The 23,508-nt window shown below is 71.1% G+C and carries 32 protein-coding genes; 16 read left to right on the top strand and 16 right to left on the bottom strand.

The window, feature by feature from the left end:
* The first annotated feature begins 3 nt into the window (after positions 1–3).
* Positions 4–594, top strand: coding sequence for a 30S ribosomal protein S16 (gene rpsP, locus DJ021_RS05580; protein WP_111456605.1), 591 nt, complete (start codon positions 4–6; stop codon positions 592–594).
* A 148-nt stretch (positions 595–742) separates the two neighbouring features.
* Positions 743–1,246, top strand: a complete 504-nt coding sequence (gene rimM, locus DJ021_RS05575) for a ribosome maturation factor RimM (RefSeq protein WP_111456604.1) — start codon at positions 743–745, stop codon at positions 1,244–1,246.
* A 3-nt stretch (positions 1,247–1,249) separates the two neighbouring features.
* Here rimM and DJ021_RS18825 read toward each other — a convergent pair whose 3' ends face one another.
* The 5 genes from DJ021_RS18825 to DJ021_RS05555 form a co-directional block, all read right to left on the bottom strand.
* Positions 1,250–1,390, bottom strand: coding sequence for a hypothetical protein (locus tag DJ021_RS18825; RefSeq protein WP_165837124.1), 141 nt, complete (start codon positions 1,388–1,390; stop codon positions 1,250–1,252).
* Between the two features lie 325 nt (positions 1,391–1,715).
* Positions 1,716–2,117 (bottom strand): 50S ribosomal protein L19, encoded by a 402-nt coding sequence (gene rplS, locus DJ021_RS05570; protein ID WP_111456603.1) that lies wholly within the window; start codon positions 2,115–2,117, stop codon positions 1,716–1,718.
* Positions 2,118–2,137: 20 nt separating this feature from the next.
* Positions 2,138–2,848, bottom strand: a complete 711-nt coding sequence (gene trmD, locus DJ021_RS05565) for a tRNA (guanosine(37)-N1)-methyltransferase TrmD (RefSeq protein WP_111456602.1) — start codon at positions 2,846–2,848, stop codon at positions 2,138–2,140.
* A gap of 59 nt (positions 2,849–2,907) precedes the next feature.
* Positions 2,908–3,444, bottom strand: coding sequence for an alkylhydroperoxidase, AhpD family (gene ahpD / locus DJ021_RS05560; protein ID WP_111456601.1), 537 nt, complete (start codon positions 3,442–3,444; stop codon positions 2,908–2,910).
* 63 nt (positions 3,445–3,507) lie between these two features.
* Positions 3,508–4,065, bottom strand: a complete 558-nt coding sequence (locus tag DJ021_RS05555; RefSeq protein WP_111456600.1) for a peroxiredoxin — start codon at positions 4,063–4,065, stop codon at positions 3,508–3,510.
* Positions 4,066–4,204: 139 nt separating this feature from the next.
* On the opposite strand from DJ021_RS05555, the gene DJ021_RS05550 reads away from it, so the two are divergent.
* From DJ021_RS05550 to mtaB, 4 genes are all read left to right on the top strand, one after another.
* Positions 4,205–5,110, top strand: coding sequence for a hydrogen peroxide-inducible genes activator (locus DJ021_RS05550; RefSeq protein WP_111456599.1), 906 nt, complete (start codon positions 4,205–4,207; stop codon positions 5,108–5,110).
* 80 nt (positions 5,111–5,190) lie between these two features.
* Positions 5,191–5,754 (top strand): PadR family transcriptional regulator, encoded by a 564-nt coding sequence (locus DJ021_RS05545; RefSeq protein WP_111456598.1) that lies wholly within the window; start codon positions 5,191–5,193, stop codon positions 5,752–5,754.
* Between the two features lie 71 nt (positions 5,755–5,825).
* Complete coding sequence (gene dapF, locus DJ021_RS05540) at positions 5,826–6,647, top strand: diaminopimelate epimerase (RefSeq protein ID WP_165837123.1); 822 nt, start codon at positions 5,826–5,828, stop codon at positions 6,645–6,647.
* Positions 6,644–7,927, top strand: a complete 1,284-nt coding sequence (gene mtaB / locus DJ021_RS05535; RefSeq protein ID WP_424443726.1) for a tRNA (N(6)-L-threonylcarbamoyladenosine(37)-C(2))-methylthiotransferase MtaB — start codon at positions 6,644–6,646, stop codon at positions 7,925–7,927. Before dapF ends, mtaB begins: the two co-directional genes overlap by 4 nt.
* 161 nt (positions 7,928–8,088) lie before the next feature.
* Here the strand turns inward: mtaB and DJ021_RS05530 are convergent, their stop codons facing one another.
* The gene (locus DJ021_RS05530) at positions 8,089–8,724 is read right to left on the bottom strand and encodes a trimeric intracellular cation channel family protein (protein ID WP_111456595.1); all 636 of its coding nucleotides are present in this window, start codon (positions 8,722–8,724) and stop codon (positions 8,089–8,091) included.
* Positions 8,725–8,798: 74 nt separating this feature from the next.
* Between DJ021_RS05530 and ftsY the strand changes: the two genes are divergently transcribed.
* From ftsY to DJ021_RS05515, 3 genes are all read left to right on the top strand, one after another.
* Positions 8,799–9,743, top strand: a complete 945-nt coding sequence (ftsY, locus tag DJ021_RS05525) for a signal recognition particle-docking protein FtsY (RefSeq protein WP_111456594.1) — start codon at positions 8,799–8,801, stop codon at positions 9,741–9,743.
* Positions 9,740–10,339, top strand: a complete 600-nt coding sequence (locus tag DJ021_RS05520; RefSeq protein WP_111456593.1) for an inner membrane-spanning protein YciB — start codon at positions 9,740–9,742, stop codon at positions 10,337–10,339. The genes ftsY and DJ021_RS05520 overlap by 4 nt, the downstream gene beginning before the upstream one ends.
* An 88-nt stretch (positions 10,340–10,427) precedes the next feature.
* Positions 10,428–11,000, top strand: a complete 573-nt coding sequence (locus tag DJ021_RS05515) for a MarR family winged helix-turn-helix transcriptional regulator (RefSeq protein ID WP_111456592.1) — start codon at positions 10,428–10,430, stop codon at positions 10,998–11,000.
* Here DJ021_RS05515 and DJ021_RS05510 read toward each other — a convergent pair.
* The 8 genes from DJ021_RS05510 to ccmA all read right to left on the bottom strand — a co-directional run bounded on the left by DJ021_RS05510 (position 10,997) and on the right by ccmA (position 14,963).
* Positions 10,997–11,215: a hypothetical protein gene (locus DJ021_RS05510; RefSeq protein ID WP_111456591.1), complete on the bottom strand. Its 219-nt coding sequence runs from the start codon at positions 11,213–11,215 to the stop codon at positions 10,997–10,999. The genes DJ021_RS05515 and DJ021_RS05510 overlap by 4 nt on opposite strands.
* Before the next feature lie 89 nt (positions 11,216–11,304).
* Positions 11,305–11,568 (bottom strand): hypothetical protein, encoded by a 264-nt coding sequence (locus DJ021_RS18650; RefSeq protein ID WP_133254950.1) that lies wholly within the window; start codon positions 11,566–11,568, stop codon positions 11,305–11,307.
* Positions 11,569–11,630: 62 nt separating this feature from the next.
* Entirely contained in the window at positions 11,631–12,146 is a 516-nt protein-coding gene (locus DJ021_RS05505; protein ID WP_111456590.1) for a DsbE family thiol:disulfide interchange protein, read from the bottom strand.
* Positions 12,143–12,289: a heme exporter protein CcmD gene (gene ccmD, locus DJ021_RS05500; RefSeq protein WP_111456589.1), complete on the bottom strand. Its 147-nt coding sequence runs from the start codon at positions 12,287–12,289 to the stop codon at positions 12,143–12,145. Before ccmD ends, DJ021_RS05505 begins: the two co-directional genes overlap by 4 nt.
* Positions 12,290–12,299: 10 nt before the next feature.
* Entirely contained in the window at positions 12,300–13,028 is a 729-nt protein-coding gene (ccmC, locus tag DJ021_RS05495) for a heme ABC transporter permease CcmC (protein ID WP_111456588.1), read from the bottom strand.
* Positions 13,029–13,132: 104 nt separating this feature from the next.
* Positions 13,133–13,627: a Spy/CpxP family protein refolding chaperone gene (locus DJ021_RS05490; protein WP_111456587.1), complete on the bottom strand. Its 495-nt coding sequence runs from the start codon at positions 13,625–13,627 to the stop codon at positions 13,133–13,135.
* 74 nt (positions 13,628–13,701) lie between these two features.
* On the bottom strand, positions 13,702–14,367 hold the full coding sequence (gene ccmB, locus DJ021_RS05485) for a heme exporter protein CcmB (RefSeq protein ID WP_111456586.1): 666 nt from the start codon (positions 14,365–14,367) through the stop codon (positions 13,702–13,704).
* The gene (gene ccmA, locus DJ021_RS05480) at positions 14,364–14,963 is read right to left on the bottom strand and encodes a heme ABC exporter ATP-binding protein CcmA (protein WP_111456585.1); all 600 of its coding nucleotides are present in this window, start codon (positions 14,961–14,963) and stop codon (positions 14,364–14,366) included. The genes ccmB and ccmA overlap by 4 nt, the downstream gene beginning before the upstream one ends.
* 198 nt (positions 14,964–15,161) lie before the next feature.
* Between ccmA and acnA the strand changes: the two genes are divergently transcribed.
* The 3 genes from acnA (at position 15,162) to DJ021_RS05465 (ending at position 19,328) form a co-directional block, all read left to right on the top strand.
* Complete coding sequence (gene acnA / locus DJ021_RS05475; RefSeq protein WP_111456584.1) at positions 15,162–17,852, top strand: aconitate hydratase AcnA; 2,691 nt, start codon at positions 15,162–15,164, stop codon at positions 17,850–17,852.
* A 100-nt stretch (positions 17,853–17,952) separates the two neighbouring features.
* A complete protein-coding gene (locus DJ021_RS05470; RefSeq protein ID WP_111456583.1) occupies positions 17,953–18,648 on the top strand; it encodes a DUF1223 domain-containing protein in 696 nt (231 codons plus the stop codon).
* A gap of 344 nt (positions 18,649–18,992) precedes the next feature.
* On the top strand, positions 18,993–19,328 hold the full coding sequence (locus tag DJ021_RS05465) for a DUF2794 domain-containing protein (RefSeq protein WP_111456582.1): 336 nt from the start codon (positions 18,993–18,995) through the stop codon (positions 19,326–19,328).
* A gap of 62 nt (positions 19,329–19,390) precedes the next feature.
* Here the strand turns inward: DJ021_RS05465 and DJ021_RS05460 are convergent, their stop codons facing one another.
* Positions 19,391–20,143 carry a Bax inhibitor-1/YccA family protein gene (locus DJ021_RS05460; protein ID WP_111456581.1) on the bottom strand — a complete coding sequence of 251 codons (753 nt, stop codon included), beginning with the start codon at positions 20,141–20,143 and terminating at the stop codon, positions 19,391–19,393.
* A gap of 172 nt (positions 20,144–20,315) precedes the next feature.
* On the opposite strand from DJ021_RS05460, the gene DJ021_RS05455 reads away from it, so the two are divergent.
* Both DJ021_RS05455 and thpR read left to right on the top strand, forming a co-directional pair.
* Positions 20,316–20,963, top strand: a complete 648-nt coding sequence (locus DJ021_RS05455) for an arylesterase (RefSeq protein ID WP_111456580.1) — start codon at positions 20,316–20,318, stop codon at positions 20,961–20,963.
* A 10-nt stretch (positions 20,964–20,973) separates the two neighbouring features.
* Positions 20,974–21,510 (top strand): RNA 2',3'-cyclic phosphodiesterase, encoded by a 537-nt coding sequence (gene thpR, locus DJ021_RS05450; RefSeq protein WP_111456579.1) that lies wholly within the window; start codon positions 20,974–20,976, stop codon positions 21,508–21,510.
* Positions 21,511–21,513: 3 nt separating this feature from the next.
* On the opposite strand, the gene DJ021_RS05445 is transcribed toward thpR, so the two are convergent.
* Positions 21,514–21,897, bottom strand: a complete 384-nt coding sequence (locus DJ021_RS05445) for a DUF2237 family protein (RefSeq protein WP_111456578.1) — start codon at positions 21,895–21,897, stop codon at positions 21,514–21,516.
* A gap of 61 nt (positions 21,898–21,958) precedes the next feature.
* On the opposite strand from DJ021_RS05445, the gene DJ021_RS05440 reads away from it, so the two are divergent.
* Entirely contained in the window at positions 21,959–22,831 is an 873-nt protein-coding gene (locus DJ021_RS05440; RefSeq protein WP_111456577.1) for an HpcH/HpaI aldolase/citrate lyase family protein, read from the top strand.
* On the top strand, positions 22,828–23,508 hold the full coding sequence (locus DJ021_RS05435; RefSeq protein ID WP_133254949.1) for a hypothetical protein: 681 nt from the start codon (positions 22,828–22,830) through the stop codon (positions 23,506–23,508). Before DJ021_RS05440 ends, DJ021_RS05435 begins: the two co-directional genes overlap by 4 nt.

Here is a 23,508-nt window from a genome sequence, read left to right as displayed (position 1 = left end):
CGAATGCTGAAGATCCGTCTCGCCCGTGGCGGCGCCAAGAAGCGCCCCTACTACTCGATCGTCGTCGCCGACAGCCACTCGCCCCGCGACGGCCGCTTCATCGAGAAGGTGGGCAGCTACAACCCGCTCCTGAAGAAGGACGATCCGCAGCGCGTGGTGCTGAAGGTCGAGCGCATCCAGGAATGGATGTCCAAGGGCGCCCAGCCCACCGACCGCGTCGCCCGCGAGCTGTCGCTGCAAGGCGTCGGCCAATGGCAGGCCGGCAATAACCCGAACAAGGGCCTGCCGGGCGCCAAGGCCAAGGAACGTGCGGAAGAGCGCACCCAGCGCGAAGCCGACCGCGCCGCCGCCGCCGAGGAAGCCCGCAACGCGCCGGCTCCGGAGCCGGAACCGGTCGCCGAAGAGCCCGCCCCGGCCGCTGAAGAAGCCGTCGCCGAGGCTGCTCCCGCCGCCGAGGAAGCGCCCGCCGAAGCTGCGCCGGCCGCCGCCGAAGAGCCCGTCGCCGAAGCCGCGCCGGCTGAAGCGCCTGCGGCCGAACCCGCGGCGGAAGCCGCTGCCGAAGCTCCCGCCGAAGCCGGCGAAGAGCAGGCCTAAAGCCCGCGACCTGAGCGTCCCTTCTCCCCCTGGGGGAAGGGGCCTCAGAGCAGCCCAGGCTGGTGATCGATTTGACTGAACGGGCTTTCGACCCCTCGTCCGTCGGGCGCTCGCCCGACGCCTTCCTCCCCGAGGGGAGAAGGACGCGATGAGCGACGACCTGATCCTGGTGGCGCGCGTCGCCGGCGCGTTCGGGGTGAAGGGCGATGTCCGCATCACCAGCTTCACCGCCGATCCGATGGCCCTGGTCGAATACGCCCGGCTGCTGCGCCAGGATGGCTCGCCGGGGCTGACGCTGACCGGCGGCCGGCCGACCAAGGGCGGGATCATCGCCCGCGTCGCCGAAGTCCAGACCCGCGAGCAGGCCGAGGCGCTGCGCGGCCTGCAGCTGTTCATTCCGAGAGATCGTCTTCCCGCGCCGGAGGAGGACGAATTCTACCTCGCCGACCTGATCGGGCTGGCGGTCGAGACGCCGGCCGGCGAGCCGCTCGGCCAGGTGAAGTCGGTGCACGATTTCGGGGCCGGCGACCTCCTGGAAATCCAGCCCGCGCAGGGCGCCAGCTGGTGGCTGCCGTTCACCCGCGAGGCGGTCCCCGAGGTGCGCATCGCCGACCGCAAGCTGGTCGCCGTTCCGCCCGAAGAGATCGAATAGGCGCTAGAAGGACCCGAGCGCCGCCTGCGCCACCCAGCCCCAGGCGAACCCCGCCGCCGCCAGGAGGGTCAGGAACATCAGCGGGCCCGAGCCCGGCTCGGTCGGGTCGGGCCGTTCAGGCTTCAGGGCCGAATGCTCTCGCATGGCTCGCGTCCTTCAGGGTCCGCAGCAGAAATCCCGCCAAGCTCCACCGGTTCCGTCCGGCCGCCGCCGAATTTTTCCGCCGAATTTTCCCCGCGGCCCGGAACAGGCCGGCGGGATGATTGTTATTCCAGCGTGACGGAGGCCCTACGACGCCCCCCCGATGTAACGCCATCGTCACCTTGAAGTTGAGCCCCGGCGCCGGATCATCCGCACCGGGGCTTTTCTTTGGCCGCGCCCGGACGCCGGATAGGAAGGCGCCGGATACGAAAACGGCGGCCGTGTCGCCACGGCCGCCGCCTGAAACTGTTGCTGGGACCCGGAGCGCTTAGGCTTCCGAGGTCTCCGGAGCCGTGTCCTTCGCCGTCGAGCTCATCTGGCGCTCGGCGATCCGGGCCGACTTCCCGCGACGGTCGCGCAGGTAATAGAGCTTGGCGCGACGCACGACGCCGCGGCGCTTCACCTCGATGGATTCGATCATCGGCGACATCACCGGGAAGACCCGCTCGACGCCTTCGCCGAAGGAGATCTTGCGGACCGTGAAGCTCTCGTCGATGCCGCGGCCGCCACGGGCGATGCAGACGCCCTCATAGGCCTGGACGCGCTCGCGCTCGCCTTCCTTGATCCGCACGTTCACGCGGACGGTGTCGCCGGGCTGGAATTCGGGGACCTTGCGAAGGGCGAGGAGGCGGTCGGCCTCTTCCTTCTGGAGTTGTTCGATCACGTTCATGTCGTTGTCCTTACTGGGCTTTACTCGCCCTTTGCCTGTTGATTGGCGGATCGCCGCGCCCACAAGTCCGGCCGCCGCTCCCGCGTGGTCTGTTCCCGCTGCGCCTGCCGCCACTTCCGAACCTCGGCGTGGTGGCCGCCCAGCAGCACCTCGGGGATGTCGAGGCCTTCGAACGTCCGCGGTCGCGTGTACTGCGGATGCTCGAGGAGCCCGTCCTCGAAGCTTTCTTCACTCAAGCTCTCGGCCTGTCCCAGGACCCCCGGGACCAGCCGTACGCACGCTTCGATCGCCACCAGCGCCGCCGCCTCGCCGCCGGCGAGCACCGCGTCGCCCACGGCGACCTCCTCGAACCCGCGGGCGTCGAGCACCCGCTGGTCCACCCCTTCGAACCGACCGCAAAGAACGATCAGCCCCGGGCCCGAAGCCCACTCACGCACGCGCGCCTGGGTCAGGGGCCGGCCCCGGGCGCTCATGTACAAAAGCGGCCGCTCTCGCTGCTCCACGCTGTCCAGCGCGGAGGCGATGACGTCCGCCCGCATCACCTGTCCCGGACCGCCACCCGCAGGGGTGTCGTCGAGGAAGCCGCGCTTATCCTTGGAAAAGCCCCGAATGTCCACCGTTTCGAGGCTCCAGAGCCCCTGCTCGCGCCACGCCGTGCCGATCAGCGACACGCCGAGCGGGCCCGGAAAGGCCTCGGGGAACATGGTCAGTACGGTGGCGTCGAACGGCATGGCGCTTCAAAGCGCCGCGCGAGCCCGCGCCGTCAAGCGCGGGCTTCGCCGGAGGGCGACTAGGCCGCGGCCGTCGCCTCGGCCTGCAGCACCCGGCTGACGGCGTTGACCACCGCGGCGATCCGCAGCGCCGCCTGGATGTTCAGCGCCGGCACGCCGTGCTTCTTCAGCTCGGCCTCGTGGGTGTCCAGGCACATGCCGCAGCCGTTGACCGCCGAGACCGCCGTGCACCAGAGCTCGAAATCGGCCTTCTCGACCCCGGGATTGGCGATGACGTTCATCCGTAGTCGGGCCGGCAGGGTGCGGTACTCCGGGTTCGAGATCAGGTGCAGCGCGCGGTAGTAGACGTTGTTCATGCCCATGATCGCCGCCGCGGCCTTGGCGGCGGTGGCGGCTTCTTCCGACAGGCCGGCCGCGGTCGCTTCGGCCTGCACCGCGCTGACCACCGCGGGCTGGCCGACGGCGTGGGCGGACGCCAGGAAGCAACCCCACTTCTGCTGGTCGGAGAGCGTGGTCTCGCCGGCCAGGCTCGAGAGGTTGAGGCTGAGGTCCTTGGCGTAGGCGGGCAGCGTCTCGCGCAGGGTGTCGAGCGACATGGGGGATCTCCAACAAGATGGGGGTGGGGGAGGCCGGAGCCTCCCCCGTTGTGGTCGCAGGCCTCAGGCGGCCTTCAGGGTCTCGCCGCCGACCGAACGGTTGCAGGGGCAGAGCTCGTCGGTCTGCAGGGCGTCGAGCACGCGCAGGGTGTCCTGCGGATTGCGGCCGACGTTGAGGTTGTTGACGTAGACGTGCTGGATCGCATTGTCCGGATCGACCACGAAGGTGGCGCGGTAGGCGACGCCCTCGTCCTCGTTCAGCACCCCCAGCGCGCGGGCGAACTTGCCGGAGCTGTCGGCGAAGTTCCAGATCGCCAGGTTGTTGAGGTCCGGGTGCTCCCGGCGCCAGCCGAGCTTGGAATGCTCGTTGTCCGTCGAGCCGCCGAGCACGACGGCGTCGCGCTCGTCGAACTGCGGGTTCAGCCGCGCGAATTCGGCGATCTCGGTCGGGCAGACGAAGGTGAAGTCCTTCGGATAGAAGAAGATGACCTTCCACTTGCCCGGGAAGCTGTCCTTGGTCAGCGCCTCGAAGGCGCTCTCGCCCTTTTCTTCGTGGCGCATGAACTTGGGCTTCACGCCCACGATCTTGAAGTCGGGCAGCGTCTCGCCAACACCCAGCATGAGAAAACTCCTTTTAAGGTCTGTCCGGCGCGCCTGAGAACTCCCGGCGTCGCCGTCGGAGGTGGAGATAGGCGCCCGCCGCCCAGCGGGCAAATCGATTGTTTTTGGCGATCTGATAGAGCTGGTCTATATTGAGCCCATGCTTCCGACCCTCAGACAACTGCAGTACCTGAAGCTCCTGGCCGAACACGGCAGCTTCGGCCGCGCCGCCGACGCGGCCCACGTCACCCAGCCGACCCTGTCGGCGGGCATCCAGGAACTCGAGCGCACGCTCGGCGCGGCGGTCGTCGACCGGGCCCGCTCCGGCGTCATCCTCACCGCGGTCGGCGAGGAGGCCCTGCGCCGCGCCACCGTGATCCTCAACGAGGCGGAGGAGCTGGTGGAGGCCGCCGCCAACGCCGGCAAGCCGCTGGCCGGCCGCTTCCGGCTGGGGGTGATCCCGACCATCGCGCCCTTCCTGCTGCCGATCGCCCTGCCGCTGCTGCGCCAGCAGTTCCCCAAGCTGCGGCTGTTCCTGCGCGAGGACCTCACCCAGCGGCTGATCGCGGCGCTGAAGGCCGGCCAGCTGGACGCCGCGCTGATCGCGCTGCCCTACGACATGACCGGGCTGAACTGGGCGCATGTGTCGAACGACGAGCTGATGGCGGCCATGCCCGCCAATCACCGGCTGGCCAGCCAGCGCTCCGCGACGCCGGAGGACATGGAGCGCGAGGGGCTGATCCTGCTGGAGGACGGCCACTGCCTGCGCGAGCACGCGCTCGCCGCCTGCGGGCTGAAGCCGCCGAAAGCCTCGGACGAGGAGACCTTCGCCGCCACCTCCCTGCCGACCCTGGTGCAGATGGTCGGCTCCGGCCTCGGCGTTACCTTCCTGCCGGCGATGGCGGTGCAGGCGGGCCTGGCGGAAGCCGCGCCGATCGCCATCCGGCCGATCGACGCCAAGGACCCCAGCCGCGAGATCGTGGTCGCCTGGCGGGCGGGCTCCAACCGCAGCGCCGAGGGGAAACTGCTGGCCGAGGTCCTGCGGCAGGCGCAGCCCGGCAAATAGACATATCGAAACCGCTTGCGTTCCGATGCGGTCTAGATATATCCAGATTATCGACATATCGAAATAGGATCGATAATCACATGCACAGACACTTCTTCCGACATCACGATTGCCGCAGCCGGCACGCCTGGGGCGGCCATGGCGGACCCGCGGGCCCGCACGGTCGCGGCCGGGGCGGCGGCCGGATCGGCCGCTTCCTGGAGCACGGCGACCTGCGGTTCGTGATCCTCGCCCTGGTGGAGGAGCAACCCCGCCACGGCTACGAGCTGATCAAGGAGCTGGAGGAGCGCACCGGCGGCGCCTATCGGCCGAGCCCGGGCGTGATCTACCCGACCCTGGCCCTGCTGGAAGACGAGGGCTTCGTGCGTCCGGCCGGCGGCGAGACCGGCCGCAAGCTCTACGAGATCACCGACACCGGCCGTGAGGCCCTGGCGCAGAACCGGCCCAACGTCGACGCCGTGTTCGGCCGGATGGCGGAGGCCGCGCAGGGCTCGGAATCCACCCGTCCGCGGATCGGCCGGGCCATGGGCAACCTCGGCCTCGCCCTGCAGTCGCGGCTCTCCCAGCGGCCGATCACGCCGGAGCAGCTCGACGCCATCGTCAAGGCCATCGACGAGGCGGCCGCGGCCATCGAACGGGTCTGAACCTGCCGCGGGCTGCGGCCTGCGTACCTCCGCGTGCCATCTGGGCCGTTCTCGCCTATATGTCCGCGCCCATGAGCCGTCCGTTTCTCAAGATGAACGGGCTCGGCAACGACTTCGTCGTGGTCGAGGCCCGCTCCGCTCCCTTCGCGCCCACCGCCGAAGAGGTCCGCGCGATCGCCGATCGCACGACGGGGATCGGCTGCGACCAGCTGATCGCCATCGAGCCCGGCGAGGGCGTCGACGCCCGCGTGCGGTTCTGGAACGCCGACGGCGAGGAGGTCTCCGCCTGCGGCAACGGCAGCCGCTGCGTCGGCTGGCTGCTGATGCAGGCCACCGACGCCGATGAGGTGGTGATCGAGACCAAGGCCGGGCGGCTGATCGCCACCCGCGCCGGCGAACGGCTGGTCAGCGTCGACATGGGCAAGCCCGGGCTCGACTGGCAGGAGATCCCCCTGGCCGAGGCGCAGGACACCCGCGAGCTGGGCGTCGTCCTCTACGAGCATTCCTCGCTGATGGCCCCGCCGGGCTGCGTCTCCATGGGCAATCCGCACGTGGTCTTCTTCGTGCCGGAGATCGACGCCGCGCCGATCGCCCAGGCCGGGCCGGTGGTCGAGCGCCATCCGCTGTTCCCCGAGCACGTCAACGTCGGCTTCGCCGAGATCCTGGACCGCGACCGCATCCGGCTGCGGGTGTGGGAACGCGGCGCGGGCCTGACCAAGGCCTGCGGCACCGGCGCCTGCGCGGCCCTGGTCGCCGCCGCTCGCCGCCACCTCACCGACCGCGCCGCGACGCTGGTGCTGGACGGCGGCGAGCTGTTCGTCGAATGGCGCGACGACGACCACGTGATCATGACCGGCCCCGCCGCCGTGGATTTCGCAGGCGAGCTGCCGTGACCGACTCGGTCGACATCGTTACCTTCGGCTGTCGGCTGAACGCCTACGAGAGCGAGGTCATCCGCAAGCGCGCCGCCGAGGACGGCCTCTCCGATGCGGTGGTGTTCAACACCTGCGCGGTCACCGGCGAGGCGGTGCGCCAAGCCCGCCAGGCGATCCGCAAGGCGCGACGCGAGCGGCCGGGCGCAAGGCTGATCGTCACCGGCTGCGCCGCCCAGATCGACCCCGCCGCCTTCGCCGGCATGGCCGAGGTCGACCTGGTGCTGGGCAACGCCGAGAAGAGCCAGGCTGGATCCTACGCTCCGGTATCCCTCGAACCTGGGGCCGAGCCCGTCCGGGTGCGGGTCAACGACATCATGAGCGTGCGGGAAACCGCCGGGCACCTGATCGACGGGCTGAAGGACCGGGCGCGGGCCTATGTGGAGGTGCAGAACGGCTGCGACCACCGCTGCACCTTCTGCGTCATCCCCTATGGGCGCGGCAACTCGCGCTCCGCCGCCGCCGGCGAGGTGGTCGAGCAGGTGCGCCGGCTGGCGGCCCAGGGCTATCTCGAAGTGGTGCTGACCGGGGTCGACGTCACCAGCTGGGGCGCGGACCTGCCGGGTCAGCCCTCGCTTGGCCAGCTGGTGGCGCGGATCCTCAAGCTGGTCCCCGAGCTGCCGCGCCTGCGGCTGTCCTCCATCGACGCCGCGGAGATCGACCCCGACCTGATGCGCTGCCTGGCCGAAGAGCCGCGGCTGATGCCCTACCTGCACCTGTCGCTGCAGGCCGGCGACGACATGATCCTCAAGCGCATGAAGCGCCGCCACAGCCGCGCCGACGCCCTGCGGCTGGTGCGCGAGGTGCGCGCCGTGCGCCCCGACACCGCCTTCGGCGCCGACCTGATCGCCGGCTTCCCCACCGAGACCGACGCGATGTTCGAGAACACCGTGGCGCTGGTGGAAGCGGCGGGCCTCGCCTTCCTGCACGTCTTCCCGTTCAGCCCGCGGCCGGGCACGCCCGCCGCGCGCATGCCGCAGCTGCCGCGGCCGGTGGTGAAGGAACGCGCCGCGCGGCTGCGGGCGGCCGGCGAGGCGGCCCTCGTCCGCCACCTGGAGCGCCAGGTCGGCCGCACCCTGATGGGGCTGGTGGAGCGGCCGGGCGTCGCCCGCGCCGAGGACTTCACCGAGATCGCCTTCGCCGGCGAGGCCCCGGTCGGCGGCGTCGTGGCGCTGCAGGTCACCGGCCACGACGGCCGCCGCGTCCTGGCGCACACGGCCGTGCTGCAGGCGGCGGAATAGGCGTCAGCGGCGCACTAACCAAATCCCGTCATCCCGGTTTCCGCGCAGCGGAAGACCGGGACCCATGAACACTGATGGTCCAGGCCCATCCGGAGCGATCCGGTGTGCATGGGTCCCGGACAAGCCGCTGGCGCGACTTTCCGGGATGACATCGATGAGAGCTAGGAGGCCTCTTCCGGCGGGGCGCGGCCGGGGAAGCCGGGCAGGGTCCAGTTGAACAGGATGGCCCCGGCGCGGGTCGCGAAGGCCAGGGCGAAGCCGGCGAGGCCGGCCGGCAGGATGCCGACGCCAAGCTGGCCCAGCAGCACGAAGACGCTGGCTCCCACGAGCGCCGCGGTCACATAGAGCTCCCGGCGCAGCAGCACCGACGGCTCGTCGGCCAGCACGTCGCGGATGATGCCGCCGAAACAGGCGGTCAGCACGCCCATGACGATGGCGGAGAAGGCCGGGACCCCGAGCGACACCGCCTTCAGGGCGCCGACCACCGCATAGGCGGCCATGCCCAGGGCGTCGGACCAGATCAGAAAGCGCTCGCGCCCGCGGCCCCAGCCGAACACCCAGACCGCCACCGCCGCGGCCAGGCAGACCACCACATAGGCCGGCCGCCCGACCCAGAACACCGGCGCGCCGATCAAGAGGTCCCGCAGCGTCCCGCCGCCGACGCCGGTGACCGCGGCGAAGAAGCCGAAGGTGACGATGTCGTGCTTGCGCCGCGCCGCGGCCAGGGCGCCGGACGCGCCGAACACCGCCACCGCGGCGTAGTCGAGCACCGTAAGCGTCGCCGCCAGCCGATCCATTCGCCCCCTCCCTTGGCGCCGCACCCTGCGAGCGCACGTGACGCCGCGCAAGCTCCCGGCTAGAACCCGCGGCCATGACCGAACCCAAACGCGGCTGGTTGCAGCGCCTCACGCAAGGACTGTCGCGCTCGTCCAAGCAGATGGGCGAGCAGATCACCAGCGCCTTCGTCGCCAAGGCGCCGCTCGACCAGGCCAAGCTCGACGAGCTCGAGGAGATGCTGATCGAGGCCGACCTCGGCCCGCACTCCGCCGCCCGCATCACCGAACGCTTCGGCCAGGAGAAGTTCGGCAAGGCGGTGGACGAGCAGGAGATCAAGGAAGCGCTCGCCGAGGCGATCGGCGACGAGCTGTCGGCGCGGGAAGGCGACTTCGCCCCGCTCTCCGGTCCCCGGCCCTACGTCGTGCTGTTCATCGGTGTGAACGGCTCCGGCAAGACCACCACCCTCGGCAAGATCGCCGCCGACCTGACCGGCCGGGGCGCCAAGGTGCTGATCGCCGCCGGGGACACCTTCCGCGCCGCGGCGGTCGAGCAGCTGAAGGTCTGGGCCGACCGCGCCAAGGCCGACTTCATGTCCCGCCCCACCGGCTCCGACGCCGCGGGCCTGGCCTTCGACGCCCTGGAGCGGGCCAGGCGCGAAGGCTACGACGTGGTGCTGATCGACACCGCCGGGCGGTTGCAGAACAAGCAGGGCCTGATGGACGAGCTGCACAAGATCATCCGGGTGGTGAAGAAGCTCGACCCCGACGCGCCGCACGAGACCCTGCTGGTGCTGGACGCCACCGTGGGCCGCAACGCACTCGCCCAGGAGAACATCTTCGGCAACCAGATCGGCGTCTCCGGCATCGTCATGACCAAGCTCGACGGCACCGCCCGCGGCGGGGTGCTGGTGCCGGTGGCCCAGGCCTCCGACAGCCCGATCAAGCTGATCGGCGTCGGCGAGGGGATCGAGGACCTGCAACCGTTCAACGCCCGGGCCTTCGCCCGTTCCCTGGTGGGCCTCGAGGAGCCGGTGCGATGAGCGAGCAGAACCGGCGCTACGTCCGCTACTTCGTCGACTACGCGGGGCTCGCCGCCTTCCTGGTGACGCTGGCCATCACCCGCAGCGCGGTGACCGCCACCTGGGGCCTGGTGGGCGGCGCGGCCGCCGCCATCCTCGCCGGGCTGATCTTCGAGCGCCGGCTGGCGCCCATGGCGCTGGTGACCGGGGTCCTGGCGCTGATCTTCGGCGGGCTGACGCTGTTCCTGCACGACGAGCGCTTCATCAAGATCAAGCCGACCATCCTCTACACCGCGTTCGGCCTGTTCCTGCTGACCGGCCTGCTGCGCGGCAAGAACCCGCTCCGGGTGCTGATGGGCGACGCCTTCCACCTGCCCGATCCGGTGGTCCGCACCCTGACCCTGCGCTACACCCTGTTCTTCTTCGCCCTGGCCATCGCCAACGAGGCGGTGTGGCGCACCCAGAGCACCATGACCTGGGCGCTGTTCAAGTTCCCCGGCACGGTGGCGATCATCTTCGTCTTCACGATGCTGCAGGCGCCGCTGATGATGAAGCACGCGCCGCCCGAGGACGGACCTCAGCCCGACTCCGAGGCCGGCCGCGGCGACCGTCCCTGAGGTCCGCCCACGGACCTTCCGTCGTCAAACCGACGTAAAATCCCTGTAGCCTCGCTTGCGGATAGAGGCTGGTGGGGACGCGGAGCCGATGGCCAAGGGCAAGTCCGGAACCAAGGGCGGCGTCGTCGCCCTCGAGCGTTCGCCGAGCCACCTGCTGCATCGCACCCTGCAGCTCGCCCTGGACATCTACGCCGAGGAATTCGGTCCCGGGGCGATCACCCAGCGTCAGTACGCGGTGCTGGCCGCGACGGCGGACCATGAAGACTCCACCCAGACCGACCTCGTGCGGATCACCGGCATCGACCGCTCGACGCTGGCCGACATGGCCGCGCGGATGATCGCCAAGGGCCTGCTCGAGCGGCGGCGTTCCGACGTCGACGCCCGCGCCAACGCGGTCCGGCTCACCGACCAGGGCCGAGAGGTGCTGGAGGCGGCGCGGCCGAAGATGGCCGCGGCCGACGCCCGTCTGCTGAAGCTGATCTCCGGCGGCGGCCGCCGCGAGACTTTCGTCGGGCTGCTCAAGGACCTGATCCGGGCCGCCGACGCCGCGGCCGCCCAGCCGCCGGCGGAGCCTGCCGGCAAACACACCAAGCCGGCCAAACCCGCCAAGGCGGCGAAGCTCGAATCGAAGAAAAAGAAGAAGCCGAAGAAGGCCGCCTAGGCCCGCGGGCCTTCGTCGGCCGACCGGGTCGGAAAGGCCATCGCCGAGGTTCTGAGGTGCGGCGAGCGCAAACGCTCGTAGCCGACGTCCGGCAGGCTCCGCATGATGATGTCGAGCATCATCCCGCCGTCCGCGCGGATCGGCGGGGGCTCGCCGTAAAGCTCGCGCCACAGGGCGGAGACTTCCTCGTAGATCTGTTGTTCCCGTCCGTTCATGCCGCTCCAACTCGCGCGGCGGGCGAGCTGTTCCGGGTAAAGAAAGGTTAATTTCTCAAAAGCTTAGCCGCGGGGCCGCGGGATTGGCCTCAGATGCGGATGTCGAGCAGCGACCCTGGACGCAGGATTCTGGCCGGCGGTTCGGCCGACGGCGCGGCGATCCGCGGGGCCGGCGCGGCGGCGCGCACCGGCGCTGTCGCAAGGGCCGTCGGCGCCGCGGCGACCGGCGCCTGGGCCTTGCCGGTGGCCAGCTGGAAGAAGGCCTTCTGCGCCTCCAGGCGCGCCGCCTCGGAGCGCTGCGGCTGGACCGCAGGCTGGACGGGGGGCAGGCCGGTCGGGCGGATGGTCGTCACGGCTGGGCTCGGATCATGGTTAACGCTGCGGTTACCATGTTCCGACGCGGCTCAACGAGGCGTTAACGGGCTCGGGCGGCGAGCTTCGCGGCCTCGGTTTCGTTGAGCGGGCCGGTGTGCTTGGCCAGGATCATGCCGTCGCGGCCCACCAGATAGGTCTCGGGCACGCCGGTGACCCCGAACTCCACGCCCGCCCGGCCGTCGCGGTCCACCAGCCGCCGGGCGAAGGGGTCGCCCAACCGGGTCAGGAAGGCCTGGGTGTTCTGCGGCGCGTCCTTGTAGGCGACGCCGACGATCCGGACCTTGCGGGCCCGCATGGCCACCAGCACCGGCTGCTCCTGCTCGCAGGGGGCGCACCAGGAGGCGAAGAAGTTGACCAGCACCGGGCCCTCGGCGGTCAGCTCGCGCAGCCGCACCGGCCGGCCGCTGTCGAGGTCGGGCAGGGTGAGGTCGGGCATCGGCTTACCGACCAGCGCCTGCGGCTGGACCTGCGGGTTGCGGTGCAGGGCGTAGAGGCCGAACAGGGCCCCCAGCGCCAGCATGACGATCAGCGGCAGGGCGGCCAGCCAGCGGCTCATTTGCGGGCGAGCTCCTCGGCGCGGCGGCGCCAGCGGCGGGCATGGGCCAGGGCGCCGACGATCAGCAGGACGAACACCGCAGCGGTGATGGCGTAGGCCGGCCAGACGAAGGCTGCGTACTTGCCGGCGTCGAGATCGAGCATGGTTTTCCTTCTAGGCCCGGGCCGCGCGCAGGGCGGCGGCCTCGGCCCGGCGGCGCCAGACCTCGCCGCGGATCCGCACCAGCCACAGCGACCCGAAGGCCGCCATGTAGGCGAGCACCATCAGCAGCACCGGCCACAGGTAGACCGGCGCGAGCGCGGAGCCGCCGGCCCGGAACACCGAGGCGCCCTGGTGCAGGGTGTTCCACCAGTTCACGCTCCAGTGGACGATCGGCAGGTTGACCAGCCCGACCAGGGCCAGGATCGCCGAGGCCCGCGCGGCCTTGGCCTCGTCGTCGAGCGAGGCGCGCAGCGCGATGTAGGCGACGTAGAACAGGAACAGCACCAGCACCGAGGTGAGCCGGGCGTCCCACACCCACCAGGTCCCCCACATCGGGCGGCCCCAGAGCGAGCCGGTGGCCAGGGCCAGGAAGGTGAAGCCGGCGCCCAGCGGGGCGGCGGCCTGGGCCGCGGCGTCGGCCAGCACGTGGCGGAACACCAGCGCCAGCAGGCTGGCGACGCCCAGGCAGATGTAGACGAACATGCTCATCCAGGCGGCCGGGATGTGGATGAACATGATCCGCACGGTGTCGCCCTGCTGGTAGTCCTCCGGCGCGGTGAAGCCGAGCCACAGGCCGGCGAGCGCCAGGGCCACCGCGATCACGCCGAACAGCGGCGCCGCCCAGCGCGAGAACGCCATGAACCGCTCGGGATTGGCGAGGAAGGCGGGCGCCGGGATCATGCCTCGCGGCTTAGCCCCCGGAGGGCCGCGTCGCAAGCCGGCCCGGCGCCCCGCCGCCTCGGGAGGCGCCCGCGAACAGGCGCCTCCCGGCCAGCTTTGTGACCTCAGCCGTCGCCGTGGCCCTTGCCGCCGCGCATGCCATGCCCGCCATGCTCACCACGACCTTCGTGCAGGGTGTCGAAGGCCCGCTGCTGGGTGGGGCTGAGCTGGGCGTAGAAGCGCTTGGTGGCCTCAGCGCGCTGGCGGAAGCGGGCGTCGTGCTCCGCCAGCCGGGCCTGCATGCGGTCCAGCCGTTCCGGAGTGGTGAGGGCGCGGGCCTCGCCGCGTTCTCCGCCGCGCCGCTCGTGCTCGCCCGGCGGGCGGGCGCTGGCGGCGACCAGGGCCCGCAGCGCCGGCTCCTGGTCGGGGCGCAGCTGCAGCGCGTCGCGGAGGCGTTGAGCCCGGCGCTCGGCCATCTGCGCCGGATCGGGGCGCTGCCCGTGGCGGCCCTCGGCGTGGCCGCGGGCGTCGGCGGCGGGAGCGGCCGGCGGCTGGGCGAGGCTGGCCCCGGCGGAGGCGAAGACGAGCGCGCCGGCCAGCGCCATGGAAGTCAGTTTCATCGAAGAGTCCTTGAGAGTGGTCGTCCCGGGAGCTTCCACGCCCGGCCGCCGCGGTTCCGTCGATTACAAATTGGTCAGGAAAGCGCGTTGCGGCAGGCGGCGGCCATGGCCAGCGGGCCGAGGGCGACGGCGGCCGCGGCGTAGGCGCAGAGCAGGACGAAGCCGGCGGTCCACGGCAGGCCGCCGGCCAGGGCGTCGAGGGCGCCGCCGCCGAAGATCACCGGCGGCACGAACAGCGGCAGGACGATCACCGCCGTCAGCAGGCCGCCGCGCCGCGCGCCGAGGCTGAGCGCTGCGCCGATGCCGCCGACGAAGGCGAAGGCCAGCCCCCCCACCAGGGCGCAGGCGAAGATCATCGGCGCGAGGTCGGGCCGGGCGCCCAGCGCGATGGCGGCCAGCGGCGCGGCGATCGCCAGCGGCGCGCCGGTGGCCATCCACTGCCCGAAGCACTTGACCGCGCAGGTGAGCTCCAGCGGCACGGCGGAGAGCGCCAGCAGGTCCAGCGCCCCGTCCTCGTAGTCGCGCTCGAACAGCCGATCCAGCGACAGCAGCGAGGCCAGCGCCAGCGCCACCCAGGCGATGCCGGCGGCGACGGCGGCCAGCCGCTGCGGCTCCGGGCCCAGCGCCAGCGGCATCAGGGTGGCGACGCCGGCGTAGAAGCCGACGCTGACCAGCGGCCCGCCGCCGCGGCCCCAGGCCAGCGCCGCCTCGCGGCCGAGCAGGGCGGAGAGCCGGCTCACGCCAGTTCCAGGGTGCGGGTGGCGACCGGCAGCGGGTCGTGCACGGCGGCCAGGATCAGGCCGCCGCCCGCCAGGTGGGTCTGCATGATCGCCGCGAACCTTTGCCGCCAGCCGGCGTCCAGCGGGCTGAGCGGCTCGTCGAGCAGCCACAACGGTCGCGGGGCGGCCAGCAGCCGGGCCAGGGCCAGGCGCCGCCGCTGGCCGGCCGACAGCCGGCGAACCTCCAGGTCGAGCAGGCCGCCCAGTTCGAGCGCCTCGGCCGCGCCCCGCGCCGAGGCCGCGGTCCCGCCGCTCCAGCGCGCCCAGAAGTCGAGCTCCTCGCGCGCGGTCCGCGCCGGCTTCAGCCCGTCCTGGTGGCCGGCGAAGTGCAGGCCCGCGCCGCGCGCCTCGGCCGGATCGACGTCGCCGAACGCCACCTCGCCGGCCTCGGTGCGGACCAGGCCGGCGACCGCGCGCAGCAGGCTGGTCTTGCCCGCGCCGTTCGGCCCGGTGAGGGCGCAGGCCTCGCCGGCCTCCAGCCGCAGAGACAGGTCGCAGAACAGCAGCCGGCCGCCGCGCCGCACCGCGATCTCCCTGATCTCCAGCGCCTGGATCACGCCCCGGCTCCGCTTGGCGCGCAGCTTGACCCTGCGGCTGCATGGACGCGCCGGACTCGCGGGTCTATGTAGCGCGCGGCCGCCGTCGCCTCGGGGGACGTACGCCGCGCGGGGACGGACGCTGTGTGTCCGCCTCTAAAAGCGCGCGATTCCCGTGGTGGACGTGATGTGGCCGGGAACAGAGAAAGGATCCCCCTGATGGCGTCTGTCGACAGCCTGAAAACCCGCCGCGAACTCGTGGTGGGCGACAAGACCTACGCTTACTACAGCCTTCGCGCCGCCGAGGAAGCCGGACTTTCAGGCGTGTCGCGCCTGCCGATCTCCATGAAGGTGCTGCTGGAGAACCTGCTGCGCAACGAGGACGGCCAGTCGGTCGGGCTCGACGACCTGAAGGCCATCGCCGCCTGGGTCGAGAACAAGGGCGCCGTCGAACACGAGATCAGCTTCCGCCCGGCGCGCGTGCTGATGCAGGACTTCACCGGCGTGCCGGCGGTGGTCGACCTGGCCGCCATGCGCGACGCCATGACCAGCCTCGGCGCCAATCCGGAGAAGATCAACCCGCTGAACCCGGTGGACCTGGTCATCGACCACTCGGTGATGGTCGACTACTTCGGCACCTCCAAGGCCTTCGGCGAGAACGTCGAGCGCGAGTACGAGCGCAACATGGAGCGTTACCGCTTCCTGCGCTGGGGCTCCTCGGCCTTCAACAACTTCCGCGTCGTGCCGCCCGGCACCGGCATCTGTCACCAGGTGAACCTGGAATACCTGGCCCAGACCGTCTGGACCAATGACGACGAAGGCCAGACCGTGGCCTATCCCGACACCGTGGTCGGCACCGACAGCCATACCACCATGGTCAACGGCCTGGCGGTGCTGGGCTGGGGCGTGGGCGGCATCGAGGCCGAGGCGGCCATGCTCGGCCAGCCGATCCCGATGCTGATCCCGGAAGTCATTGGCTTCCGCGTCGAGAACGCCCTTCCCGAGGGCGCGACCGCCACCGACCTGGTGCTCACCGTCACCCAGATGCTGCGCAAGAAGGGCGTGGTCGGCAAGTTCGTGGAGTTCTACGGCCCGGGCCTCGCCAACCTGACCCTGGAAGACCAGGCGACGATCGCCAACATGGCCCCGGAATACGGCGCCACCTGCGGCTTCTTCCCGGTCACCCGCTCCACCATCGACTACCTCACCGCCACCGGCCGCACGCCGGAGCGGATCGCCCTGGTGGAAGCCTACGCCAAGGAACAGGGCATCTGGCGCGAGCCGAGCGACCCCGATCCGGTGTTCACCGACACCCTGGAGCTCGACCTCGCCGGCGTGCTGCCGTCGCTGGCCGGCCCCAAGCGCCCGCAGGACCGGGTGGTGCTCACCAGCGCGGCTTCCGAGTTCAAGGCGGCCCTGGCCAACGACTTCGGCAAGCCCGACGACGCGGCCGTGCGGGTCAAGGTCGAAGGCGAGAACTTCGACGTCGGCCACGGCGACGTGGTGATCGCGGCGATCACCTCCTGCACCAACACCTCCAACCCGAGCGTGCTGATCGCCGCCGGGCTGGTCGCCAAGAAGGCGATCGAAAAGGGCCTGAAGGTGAAGCCCTGGGTGAAGACCTCGCTCGCCCCCGGCAGCCAGGTGGTCACCGACTACCTGAAGGCGGCCGGCCTGACCAAGCACCTGGACGCGCTGGGCTTCAACCTGGTGGGCTATGGCTGCACCACCTGCATCGGCAACTCCGGCCCGCTGCCGGAGCCGATCTCCGAGGCGGTGCAGAAGGGCGACCTGGTGGCCGTCTCCGTGCTCTCCGGCAACCGCAACTTCGAAGGCCGGGTGAACCCCGACGTGCGCGCCAACTACCTGGCCTCGCCGCCGCTGGTGGTGGCTTACGCGCTGGCCGGCTCGATGCAGATCGACCTCGCCACCGAGCCGCTCGGCGAAGGCAAGGACGGCAAGCCGGTCTACCTGAAGGACATCTGGCCGACCTCGGCCGAAGTGGCGGCGCTGCAGCGCAAGCACGTCACCAACAAGATGTTCGCCACCCGCTACGCCGACGTCTTCAAGGGCGACAAGGCCTGGCAGGGGATCAAGGTCTCCGGCGGCCAGACCTACGCCTGGGACACCGGCTCCACCTACGTGCAGAACCCGCCCTACTTCGAGGGCATGACCATGGAGCCGAAGCCGGTCACCGACATCGTCGAGGCCCGCGTCCTCGCCGTGTTCGGCGACTCGATCACCACCGACCACATCTCGCCCGCCGGCTCGATCAAGGCCTCGTCCCCGGCCGGCGTCTACCTGCGTGACCACCAGGTGCCGACCTCGGAGTACAACTCCTACGGCGCGCGCCGCGGCAACCACGAGATCATGATGCGCGGCACCTTCGCCAACATCCGGATCCGCAACCGCATCACGCCGGACATCGAAGGCGGGGTGACCAAGCACTTCCCCTCCGGCGACCAGATGTCGATCTACGACGCGGCCATGCGCTACCAGTCCGAGGGCCGGCCGCTGGTCGTGTTCGCGGGCAAGGAATACGGCACCGGCTCGTCGCGCGACTGGGCGGCCAAGGGCACCAAGCTGCTGGGCGTTCGTGCCGTGGTCGCCGAGAGCTTCGAGCGCATCCACCGCTCGAACCTGGTGGGCATGGGCGTGCTGCCGCTGCAGTTCCTGCAGGAAGGCTGGCACAAGCTCGGCCTCACCGGCGAGGAGATCGTCACCATCCGCGGCCTGACGGAGCTCGCGCCCCGCAAGCAGCTGATCGTCGAGATGTACCGTCCCAGCGACGGCCGGATCGCCCGCTTCCCGGTGCGTTGCCGGATCGATACGCCGACCGAGCTCGAGTACTTCAAGAACGGCGGCATCCTGAACTACGTGCTGCGCAACCTCGCGCGGCAAGCGGCCTAGGGACGGCTCGGCAGGCGGCTTGCGCATGCAACCGCCGCCCGCCGATCCTCACGCCTTAGTGAAAGCCCAACCGGACCGAACTTCGATTAAGTGCGCAGCGATGCGGAAAGCCGCGGTTTTCAGCCTGATCCTGCTCGCCCTGCCTGCCGCCGCGGCCGCCAAGCCGCCCGTGGTGGTGGAGCTCTACACCGCCCAGGGGTGCGCCTCCTGCGGCGAGGCCAACGCTTATGTGGCCAAGCTGGCCGAGCGCCCGGGCGTGCTCGCCCTGACCTTTCCGGTGGACTACTGGGACTACCTCGGCTGGTCCGACACCTTCGCCAAGCCGGAGTTCGCCGAGCGGCAGAAGGCCTATGAGGCCCGGCTCTCCCTGCGCGAGCCCTATACGCCGCAGGTGGTGGTCGACGGGCGCGGCGAGGTCGCCGGCCTGAAGACCGACCGCGTCGAGCGCCTGGTCCGCGACGCGGCCAAGGCGCCGCACAATCCGCCGGACATCCATTTCGTGGGCGCGCGCCGGGTCGACGTCGGCTCCGGCCGCGCGCCCAAGGGCGGCGCCGAGGTGTGGCTGGTCCGCTATGACCCGCGCCAGCAGGACGTCGCTGTCAAGACCGGCGACAACCGCGGCCAGACCATCGTGCACAAGAACGTGGTCCGCGAGATCGCCCGCCTGGGCTCCTGGCGTGGCCGGCCGGCGGCGTTCAAGGTCCCCGCGGCCTCCGACGACGGCCTGAAGACGGTGGTGATCATCCAGGCCGGCCGCGGCGGCCGGGTGATCGGCGTCGCCCAGCCGAACGCCTGAGCCTCCCGCCGCAATCTCCCGCCGCAATCTCCGGTCTGGCGAAGACCCGCGGACAAACGAAAACCCGCGCGGCTGGAGAGTTCCGCGCGGGTTAGCGTTTGGGGAGGTAGTGTGTCGGCTGGCCAGTCCGCCGATCCAGGGGGGCTGGGGGGGCTGTTCAGGATCCGGGACCAACGGGGTCCGACCAACCGACAATCTCTATAAACACACCGCATCAGGCGCTCGCGGGTCCGGAATAAGGTGATTTCTGGGCGGCGGGTGGCCGGCTTGCCGACGCCGCGGCGACGCTTATGTGCAAGGGCGCAGGCTCGCTTTTCCCGCCCAATTCCGTCAGGCTGTCGTCAATGGCTTTCGATCCGCCCCACGCGGCGCCGCGCCAGGTCCGCGTCTTCTTCGAACGACGCGAACTGGTGCGGCTGTTGAACCTCTACGGCCGCATGGTCGCCGCCGGCGAGTGGCGCGACTACGCCATCGACGGCCTCTCCGAGTCGGCGGTGTTCTCGGTGTTCAAGCGCGCGTCGGAGTCTCCCGTCTATCGCATCGAGAAGCGCCCGGCCCTGGCGCGCAAGCAGGGCGCCTGGGCGGTGCTGGGTCAGGGCGGCATGGTGCTGCGCCGCGGCCACGACCTGGAGCAGGTGCTGCGCATCTTCGACCGCGGTCGCTTCAAGGTCGTCGACTGAGCAAAGAAAAACCCCGGCGGTTTCCCGCCGGGGTCTGGTCTCTCTGATCCTGGGATCAGCGGCTAGCGGCGGCTGCCGAGCATGCTGAGCAGGAATTGGAAGAGGTTGATGAAGTTGATGTAGAGGCTGAGCGCGCCATAGCTGGTGGCCACGCCCATGGCCGCCTGGTCGCCGCCCAGCTGGTAGTAGGTCATCTTCAGGCGCTGGGTGTCGTAGGCCACGAGGCCGGAGAAGATCAGCACGCCGAGCACGTTCACGATGAAGGCGATCGACGGCAGGTGCAGGAACATGTTCACCAGGCTGGCGATGATCAGGCCGAAGACGCCCATGATCAGGAAGCTGCCGAAGCCGGTGAGGTCCTTCTTGGTGGTGTAGCCCACCAGGGAGAGCGCCCCGAAGGCGGTGGCGGTGATCAGGAAGGTCGTGCCGATCGAGGCGCCCGTATAGACCAGCACCACGACGCCGAGCGAGGCGCCGATCAGGGTGACGATGGTCCAGTAGAGCGCGCTGGCGCTGCGCGGCGACGGGTTTCGCAGCGCGAAGCCGGACATCAGCAGCACCACCAGGGGCGCGAAGGCCACGATCATGCCGATGAGGGTGAAGCCCGCGAGGCGGCCGTCGGCGGTGACCCGGAACATCAGGTCGCGGACCGGAGGATAGGCGCCCGTCAGGTAGGCCAGCCCGGCCGAGAGGACCAGGCCCAGCGCCACCTTGTTGTAGACGCCGAGCATGAAGCTGCGAAGTCCCGCGTCCACCGACATGTCGGCGCGATCCGCGGGGATCGTGCGCGCGTAGCCGCGGTTGAAGTCGCTCATGAGAGGCAAAGCCCTTGAATTAAGCGCCCCGATTGGACGCAAACCGGAATATCGGGTTCGCGCCGGGCGGAAGCAAGGCCTTACACCATGAAGGGTTGTTCATGCGCCCGCCCCCTGCGGCGCAGCGGCGCAGGGGGCTTGGCCCGGCGCCTCATCCGTTTAGATGGGGCCCATGAGTTCATCTTCGGCTTCCCGCCGGGCGGTGGTGTGCGCCGCCGCAAGCCTCGCCCTTACCCCCGTCCTGGCCCCGGCCGCCGAAGCCGCGGCGCTCCACAAGGTCGCGATCCTCGGGGATTCCATCACCGCCGGCTGGGGGCTCCCGCCTCCTGACGCCCTGCCCGCCCGCCTGCAGGGCGAACTCGCCCGGCTGGGCGCGGCCGCCAAGGTCGTTCCCTCCGGGGTTATCGGCGACACCACGGCCGGCGGCCTGGCCCGGGTCGACAGCGCGGCGCCCCACGGCACCGACCTCTGCATCGTGGCCCTGGGCGGCAACGACCTGCTGCAAGGCGCCGACCCCACCGCGGTCAAGGCTAACCTCGACAAGATCGTCCATCGGCTCAAAGGCCGCGGCGTCACCGTCGTACTCGCCGGCCTGAAGCTCCCGGCGGCGCTGGACGGGCCCTACGCCACCGCCTTCGACGCCGCCTTCACCAGCGTGGCCCGCGCCGACGGCGTGCTGTACGTGCCGAACATGCTGGAGGGGGTGATGCTGAACCCGGCCCTCAACCAGTCGGACGGCGTCCATCCCAACGCCGCCGGGGTGGAGCTGATCGCGCGGCGCCTGGCGCCGGTCGTGGCGCGAGGGCTCTCCGCGCGATAGACCTAGGCGCATGATCCGCCTGTTCGCCGCCCTTCCGGTTCCCGAGGAGATCGGGATCGCGCTCGCGGCGCGCCAACAGGGCCTGGAGGGCGCGCGCTGGCGGCCGCAGGAGGCGTTGCACATTACGCTGCGGTTCTACGGCGAGCTCCGCGAGGACATCGCCCGCGACCTGGACGCCGAGCTCTCGACCATCCGCGGCGAGCCGTTCGAGATCACCCTGCAGGGCGTCGGCGCCTTCGCCGACGGCGGCGACGTCCACGCGATCTGGGCGGGGCTGGAGGAGAACCGGCCGCTGAAGCGCCTGGCCCGGGCCTGCGAGGTGGCGGCGCGGCGCGTGGGCATAAGGGGCGAGTCACGCCGCTGGCGGCCCCACCTGACGCTCGCCTACCTGCGCCACCCGGAGCCGGACCATGTCGCCCGCTGGATCCAGGCCAACAACCTGCTGAAATCGCCGCCGATCCCGATCGAGCGCTTCGGCCTCTACTCCAGCTTCCTGGCCCGCGAGGGCGCCCACTACCGCCTGGAGGCGGAGTACCCGCTCAGCTGAGCCTCACGCCTGGACGGCGTGGTCCTTGAGGACGCCCAACGGCACGATGGCCAGCGTCTCCTCGTGGGTGGAGTCCAGCACCACCTGCGGCGCGGCGCCGGCGTCCAGCGCCTCCTTCCAGCGCGGCGCGCACAGGCACCAGCGGTCGCCAGGCTTCAGCCCCTCGAACCCGAACTCCGGGCGGGGCGTCGACAGGTCGTTGCCGGTCGCGCGCGAGAAGGCCAGGAATTCGGCGGTCATCACCGCGCACACGGTGTGCATGCCGAGGTCATGCGGGCCGGTTTCGCAGCAGCCGTTGCGGAAAAAGCCGGTCACCGGGTCCAAGGAGCAGGGCTTCAGCTCCTTGCCCAGGACGTTCCGCGCCTCGGCGTCGTAGCGTGTGGTCATGGCCCCATCCTAGCCGCTAAGACAGGGGGTGATCCATGCGCGAAGGAGCGCGACGCCGCCGATGATCGCCGACCGTCCCCGCCGCAGCGCGCTTTACCTGCCGGCCTCCAATCCCCGGGCGATCGAGAAGGCCCGCACGCTGGCCTGCGACGTGGTGATCCTGGACCTGGAGGACGCGGTCGCCCCCGACGCCAAGGTCGAGGCGCGCAGCCTGGCCGTCGAGGCGGTGCGCGCCGGCGGCTTCGGCCGGCGCGAGGTGGTGATCCGGGTGAACGGGCTGGACACGCCCTGGGGCGCCGCCGACCTCGGCGCGGCGGCGTCCGTGCATCCCGACGCCGTGCTGGTGCCGAAGATCGCCGCTCCTGAGGACCTGGCCCCCTACGCCGCGGCGCTGGGCGGGCCGACGCGGCTGTGGGCTATGATCGAGACCTGTGCGGCGGTGTTCCGGCTGGACGCGCTCGGCCAGGCGGCGGCCGCCAGCCGCACCGACGCCTGGGTGATCGGCGGCAACGACCTGGCGAAGGAGATGCGCTGCCGCCCGGGCGCCGATCGGGCGCCGCTGCAGCCGGCCCTGGCGCTCGCGGTGATGGCCGCCCGCGCCCACGGCCTCGCCATCCTGGACGGGGTCTACAACGCCATCGAGGACCTGGAGGGGCTGGCGCGCGAGTGCGAGCAGGCCGTCGACTTCGGCTTCGACGGCAAGTCGCTGATCCATCCCAGCCATCTGGCGGCCGCCAACCGCGCCTTCACGCCCTCGGCCGAGGCGGTGGCCTGGGCGCGGACCGTGGCCGCAGCCTTCGATTTGGCCGAAAACGCCGGCAAGGGCGTTCTGAGGGTCGAGGGCCGCATGGTCGAGCGGCTGCACCTGGCGCAGGCGCGGCGGCTGATCGCGGTGGCCGACGCCATCACAGCGCATGAGGTCGCAGAGGCATGAGACGGTTGGGCGCGTCGTCGATCCTGTGGCTGGTCCTGGCCGCGGCCATGCCGGCGCAGGCGCAACCGCCGGCCGACCCGATCGGCTCGTTGCTGGACCGCAGCCAGCCGCCGCCGAAGGATTCCGACGAGCCCGACACCGCCAGCCAGCCGCCGGGGGCGCCCGAGCCGGAGCCGGTGATCATCGCGCTGGCCTCGGGCCGGCCGCCCGTACCGATCCCCTACGCCCCGCCGCCGCGGCCCCAGGCCACGACGCCGGTGCGGGTCGACGAGGTCGGCAAGACCCCCGACGCGCCGCCGACCCTGAAGGACATGGCCTACGATTCCCGCATCCGCTCGTCCTTCGCCTCGGCCCAGGCCTTCCAGGGCCCGCTGGACGGCGGCTGGACCCTGGCGGCGGACGGCGAGGGCGACCTCTATAACCTGCAGCTGTCGAACCGCGGCGAGCGGCTGGAGGGCGCCTGGCGCGACCTGCGCCGCAAGGGGGCCCTGGACGCTTCGGGCCTGGTCGACGACATCCAGCGGAGCGGCTCGCAGCTGACGCTGCGGTTCAGTCCCGCGCCCGGAAAGCCCGTTGCGGTCGCCACCCTGCAGGGCGGCTACGACGGCCGCTGGAGCGGGGAGCTGGCGCAAGGCTCCGAGCGCAAGCGCATCACCCTGCGCCGGACGGCGCCTTAG

It is taken from the genome of Phenylobacterium hankyongense (assembly GCF_003254505.1).
Classification (GTDB): Bacteria; Pseudomonadota; Alphaproteobacteria; order Caulobacterales; family Caulobacteraceae; genus Phenylobacterium; species Phenylobacterium hankyongense.
This window is presented reverse-complemented; position numbering and strand designations above follow the sequence as displayed.

What these genes read in the sequence shown, in the direction of transcription:
- DJ021_RS05490 (WP_111456587.1), bottom strand. Translation starts at nt 13,627, where the DNA reads ATGAAACTGACTTCCATGGCGCTGGCCGGCGCGCTCGTCTTCGCCTCC.
- thpR (WP_111456579.1), top strand. Translation starts at nt 20,974, where the DNA reads ATGATCCGCCTGTTCGCCGCCCTTCCGGTTCCCGAGGAGATCGGGATC.
- DJ021_RS05550 (WP_111456599.1), top strand. Translation starts at nt 4,205, where the DNA reads ATGCTTCCGACCCTCAGACAACTGCAGTACCTGAAGCTCCTGGCCGAA.
- DJ021_RS05460 (WP_111456581.1), bottom strand. Translation starts at nt 20,143, where the DNA reads ATGAGCGACTTCAACCGCGGCTACGCGCGCACGATCCCCGCGGATCGC.
- DJ021_RS05465 (WP_111456582.1), top strand. Translation starts at nt 18,993, where the DNA reads ATGGCTTTCGATCCGCCCCACGCGGCGCCGCGCCAGGTCCGCGTCTTC.
- rplS (WP_111456603.1), bottom strand. Translation starts at nt 2,117, where the DNA reads ATGAACGTGATCGAACAACTCCAGAAGGAAGAGGCCGACCGCCTCCTC.
- ftsY (WP_111456594.1), top strand. Translation starts at nt 8,799, where the DNA reads ATGACCGAACCCAAACGCGGCTGGTTGCAGCGCCTCACGCAAGGACTG.
- DJ021_RS05520 (WP_111456593.1), top strand. Translation starts at nt 9,740, where the DNA reads ATGAGCGAGCAGAACCGGCGCTACGTCCGCTACTTCGTCGACTACGCG.
- DJ021_RS05470 (WP_111456583.1), top strand. Translation starts at nt 17,953, where the DNA reads ATGCGGAAAGCCGCGGTTTTCAGCCTGATCCTGCTCGCCCTGCCTGCC.
- DJ021_RS05455 (WP_111456580.1), top strand. Translation starts at nt 20,316, where the DNA reads ATGAGTTCATCTTCGGCTTCCCGCCGGGCGGTGGTGTGCGCCGCCGCA.
- ccmC (WP_111456588.1), bottom strand. Translation starts at nt 13,028, where the DNA reads ATGATCCCGGCGCCCGCCTTCCTCGCCAATCCCGAGCGGTTCATGGCG.
- DJ021_RS05510 (WP_111456591.1), bottom strand. Translation starts at nt 11,215, where the DNA reads ATGAACGGACGGGAACAACAGATCTACGAGGAAGTCTCCGCCCTGTGG.
- DJ021_RS05445 (WP_111456578.1), bottom strand. Translation starts at nt 21,897, where the DNA reads ATGACCACACGCTACGACGCCGAGGCGCGGAACGTCCTGGGCAAGGAG.
- DJ021_RS05545 (WP_111456598.1), top strand. Translation starts at nt 5,191, where the DNA reads ATGCACAGACACTTCTTCCGACATCACGATTGCCGCAGCCGGCACGCC.
- rimM (WP_111456604.1), top strand. Translation starts at nt 743, where the DNA reads ATGAGCGACGACCTGATCCTGGTGGCGCGCGTCGCCGGCGCGTTCGGG.
- DJ021_RS18825 (WP_165837124.1), bottom strand. Translation starts at nt 1,390, where the DNA reads ATGCGAGAGCATTCGGCCCTGAAGCCTGAACGGCCCGACCCGACCGAG.
- DJ021_RS05555 (WP_111456600.1), bottom strand. Translation starts at nt 4,065, where the DNA reads ATGCTGGGTGTTGGCGAGACGCTGCCCGACTTCAAGATCGTGGGCGTG.
- DJ021_RS05530 (WP_111456595.1), bottom strand. Translation starts at nt 8,724, where the DNA reads ATGGATCGGCTGGCGGCGACGCTTACGGTGCTCGACTACGCCGCGGTG.
- ahpD (WP_111456601.1), bottom strand. Translation starts at nt 3,444, where the DNA reads ATGTCGCTCGACACCCTGCGCGAGACGCTGCCCGCCTACGCCAAGGAC.
- rpsP (WP_111456605.1), top strand. Translation starts at nt 4, where the DNA reads ATGCTGAAGATCCGTCTCGCCCGTGGCGGCGCCAAGAAGCGCCCCTAC.
- trmD (WP_111456602.1), bottom strand. Translation starts at nt 2,848, where the DNA reads ATGCCGTTCGACGCCACCGTACTGACCATGTTCCCCGAGGCCTTTCCG.
- acnA (WP_111456584.1), top strand. Translation starts at nt 15,162, where the DNA reads ATGGCGTCTGTCGACAGCCTGAAAACCCGCCGCGAACTCGTGGTGGGC.
- DJ021_RS05505 (WP_111456590.1), bottom strand. Translation starts at nt 12,146, where the DNA reads ATGAGCCGCTGGCTGGCCGCCCTGCCGCTGATCGTCATGCTGGCGCTG.
- DJ021_RS05435 (WP_133254949.1), top strand. Translation starts at nt 22,828, where the DNA reads ATGAGACGGTTGGGCGCGTCGTCGATCCTGTGGCTGGTCCTGGCCGCG.
- DJ021_RS05515 (WP_111456592.1), top strand. Translation starts at nt 10,428, where the DNA reads ATGGCCAAGGGCAAGTCCGGAACCAAGGGCGGCGTCGTCGCCCTCGAG.
- dapF (WP_165837123.1), top strand. Translation starts at nt 5,826, where the DNA reads ATGAGCCGTCCGTTTCTCAAGATGAACGGGCTCGGCAACGACTTCGTC.
- ccmD (WP_111456589.1), bottom strand. Translation starts at nt 12,289, where the DNA reads ATGCTCGATCTCGACGCCGGCAAGTACGCAGCCTTCGTCTGGCCGGCC.
- DJ021_RS05440 (WP_111456577.1), top strand. Translation starts at nt 21,959, where the DNA reads ATGATCGCCGACCGTCCCCGCCGCAGCGCGCTTTACCTGCCGGCCTCC.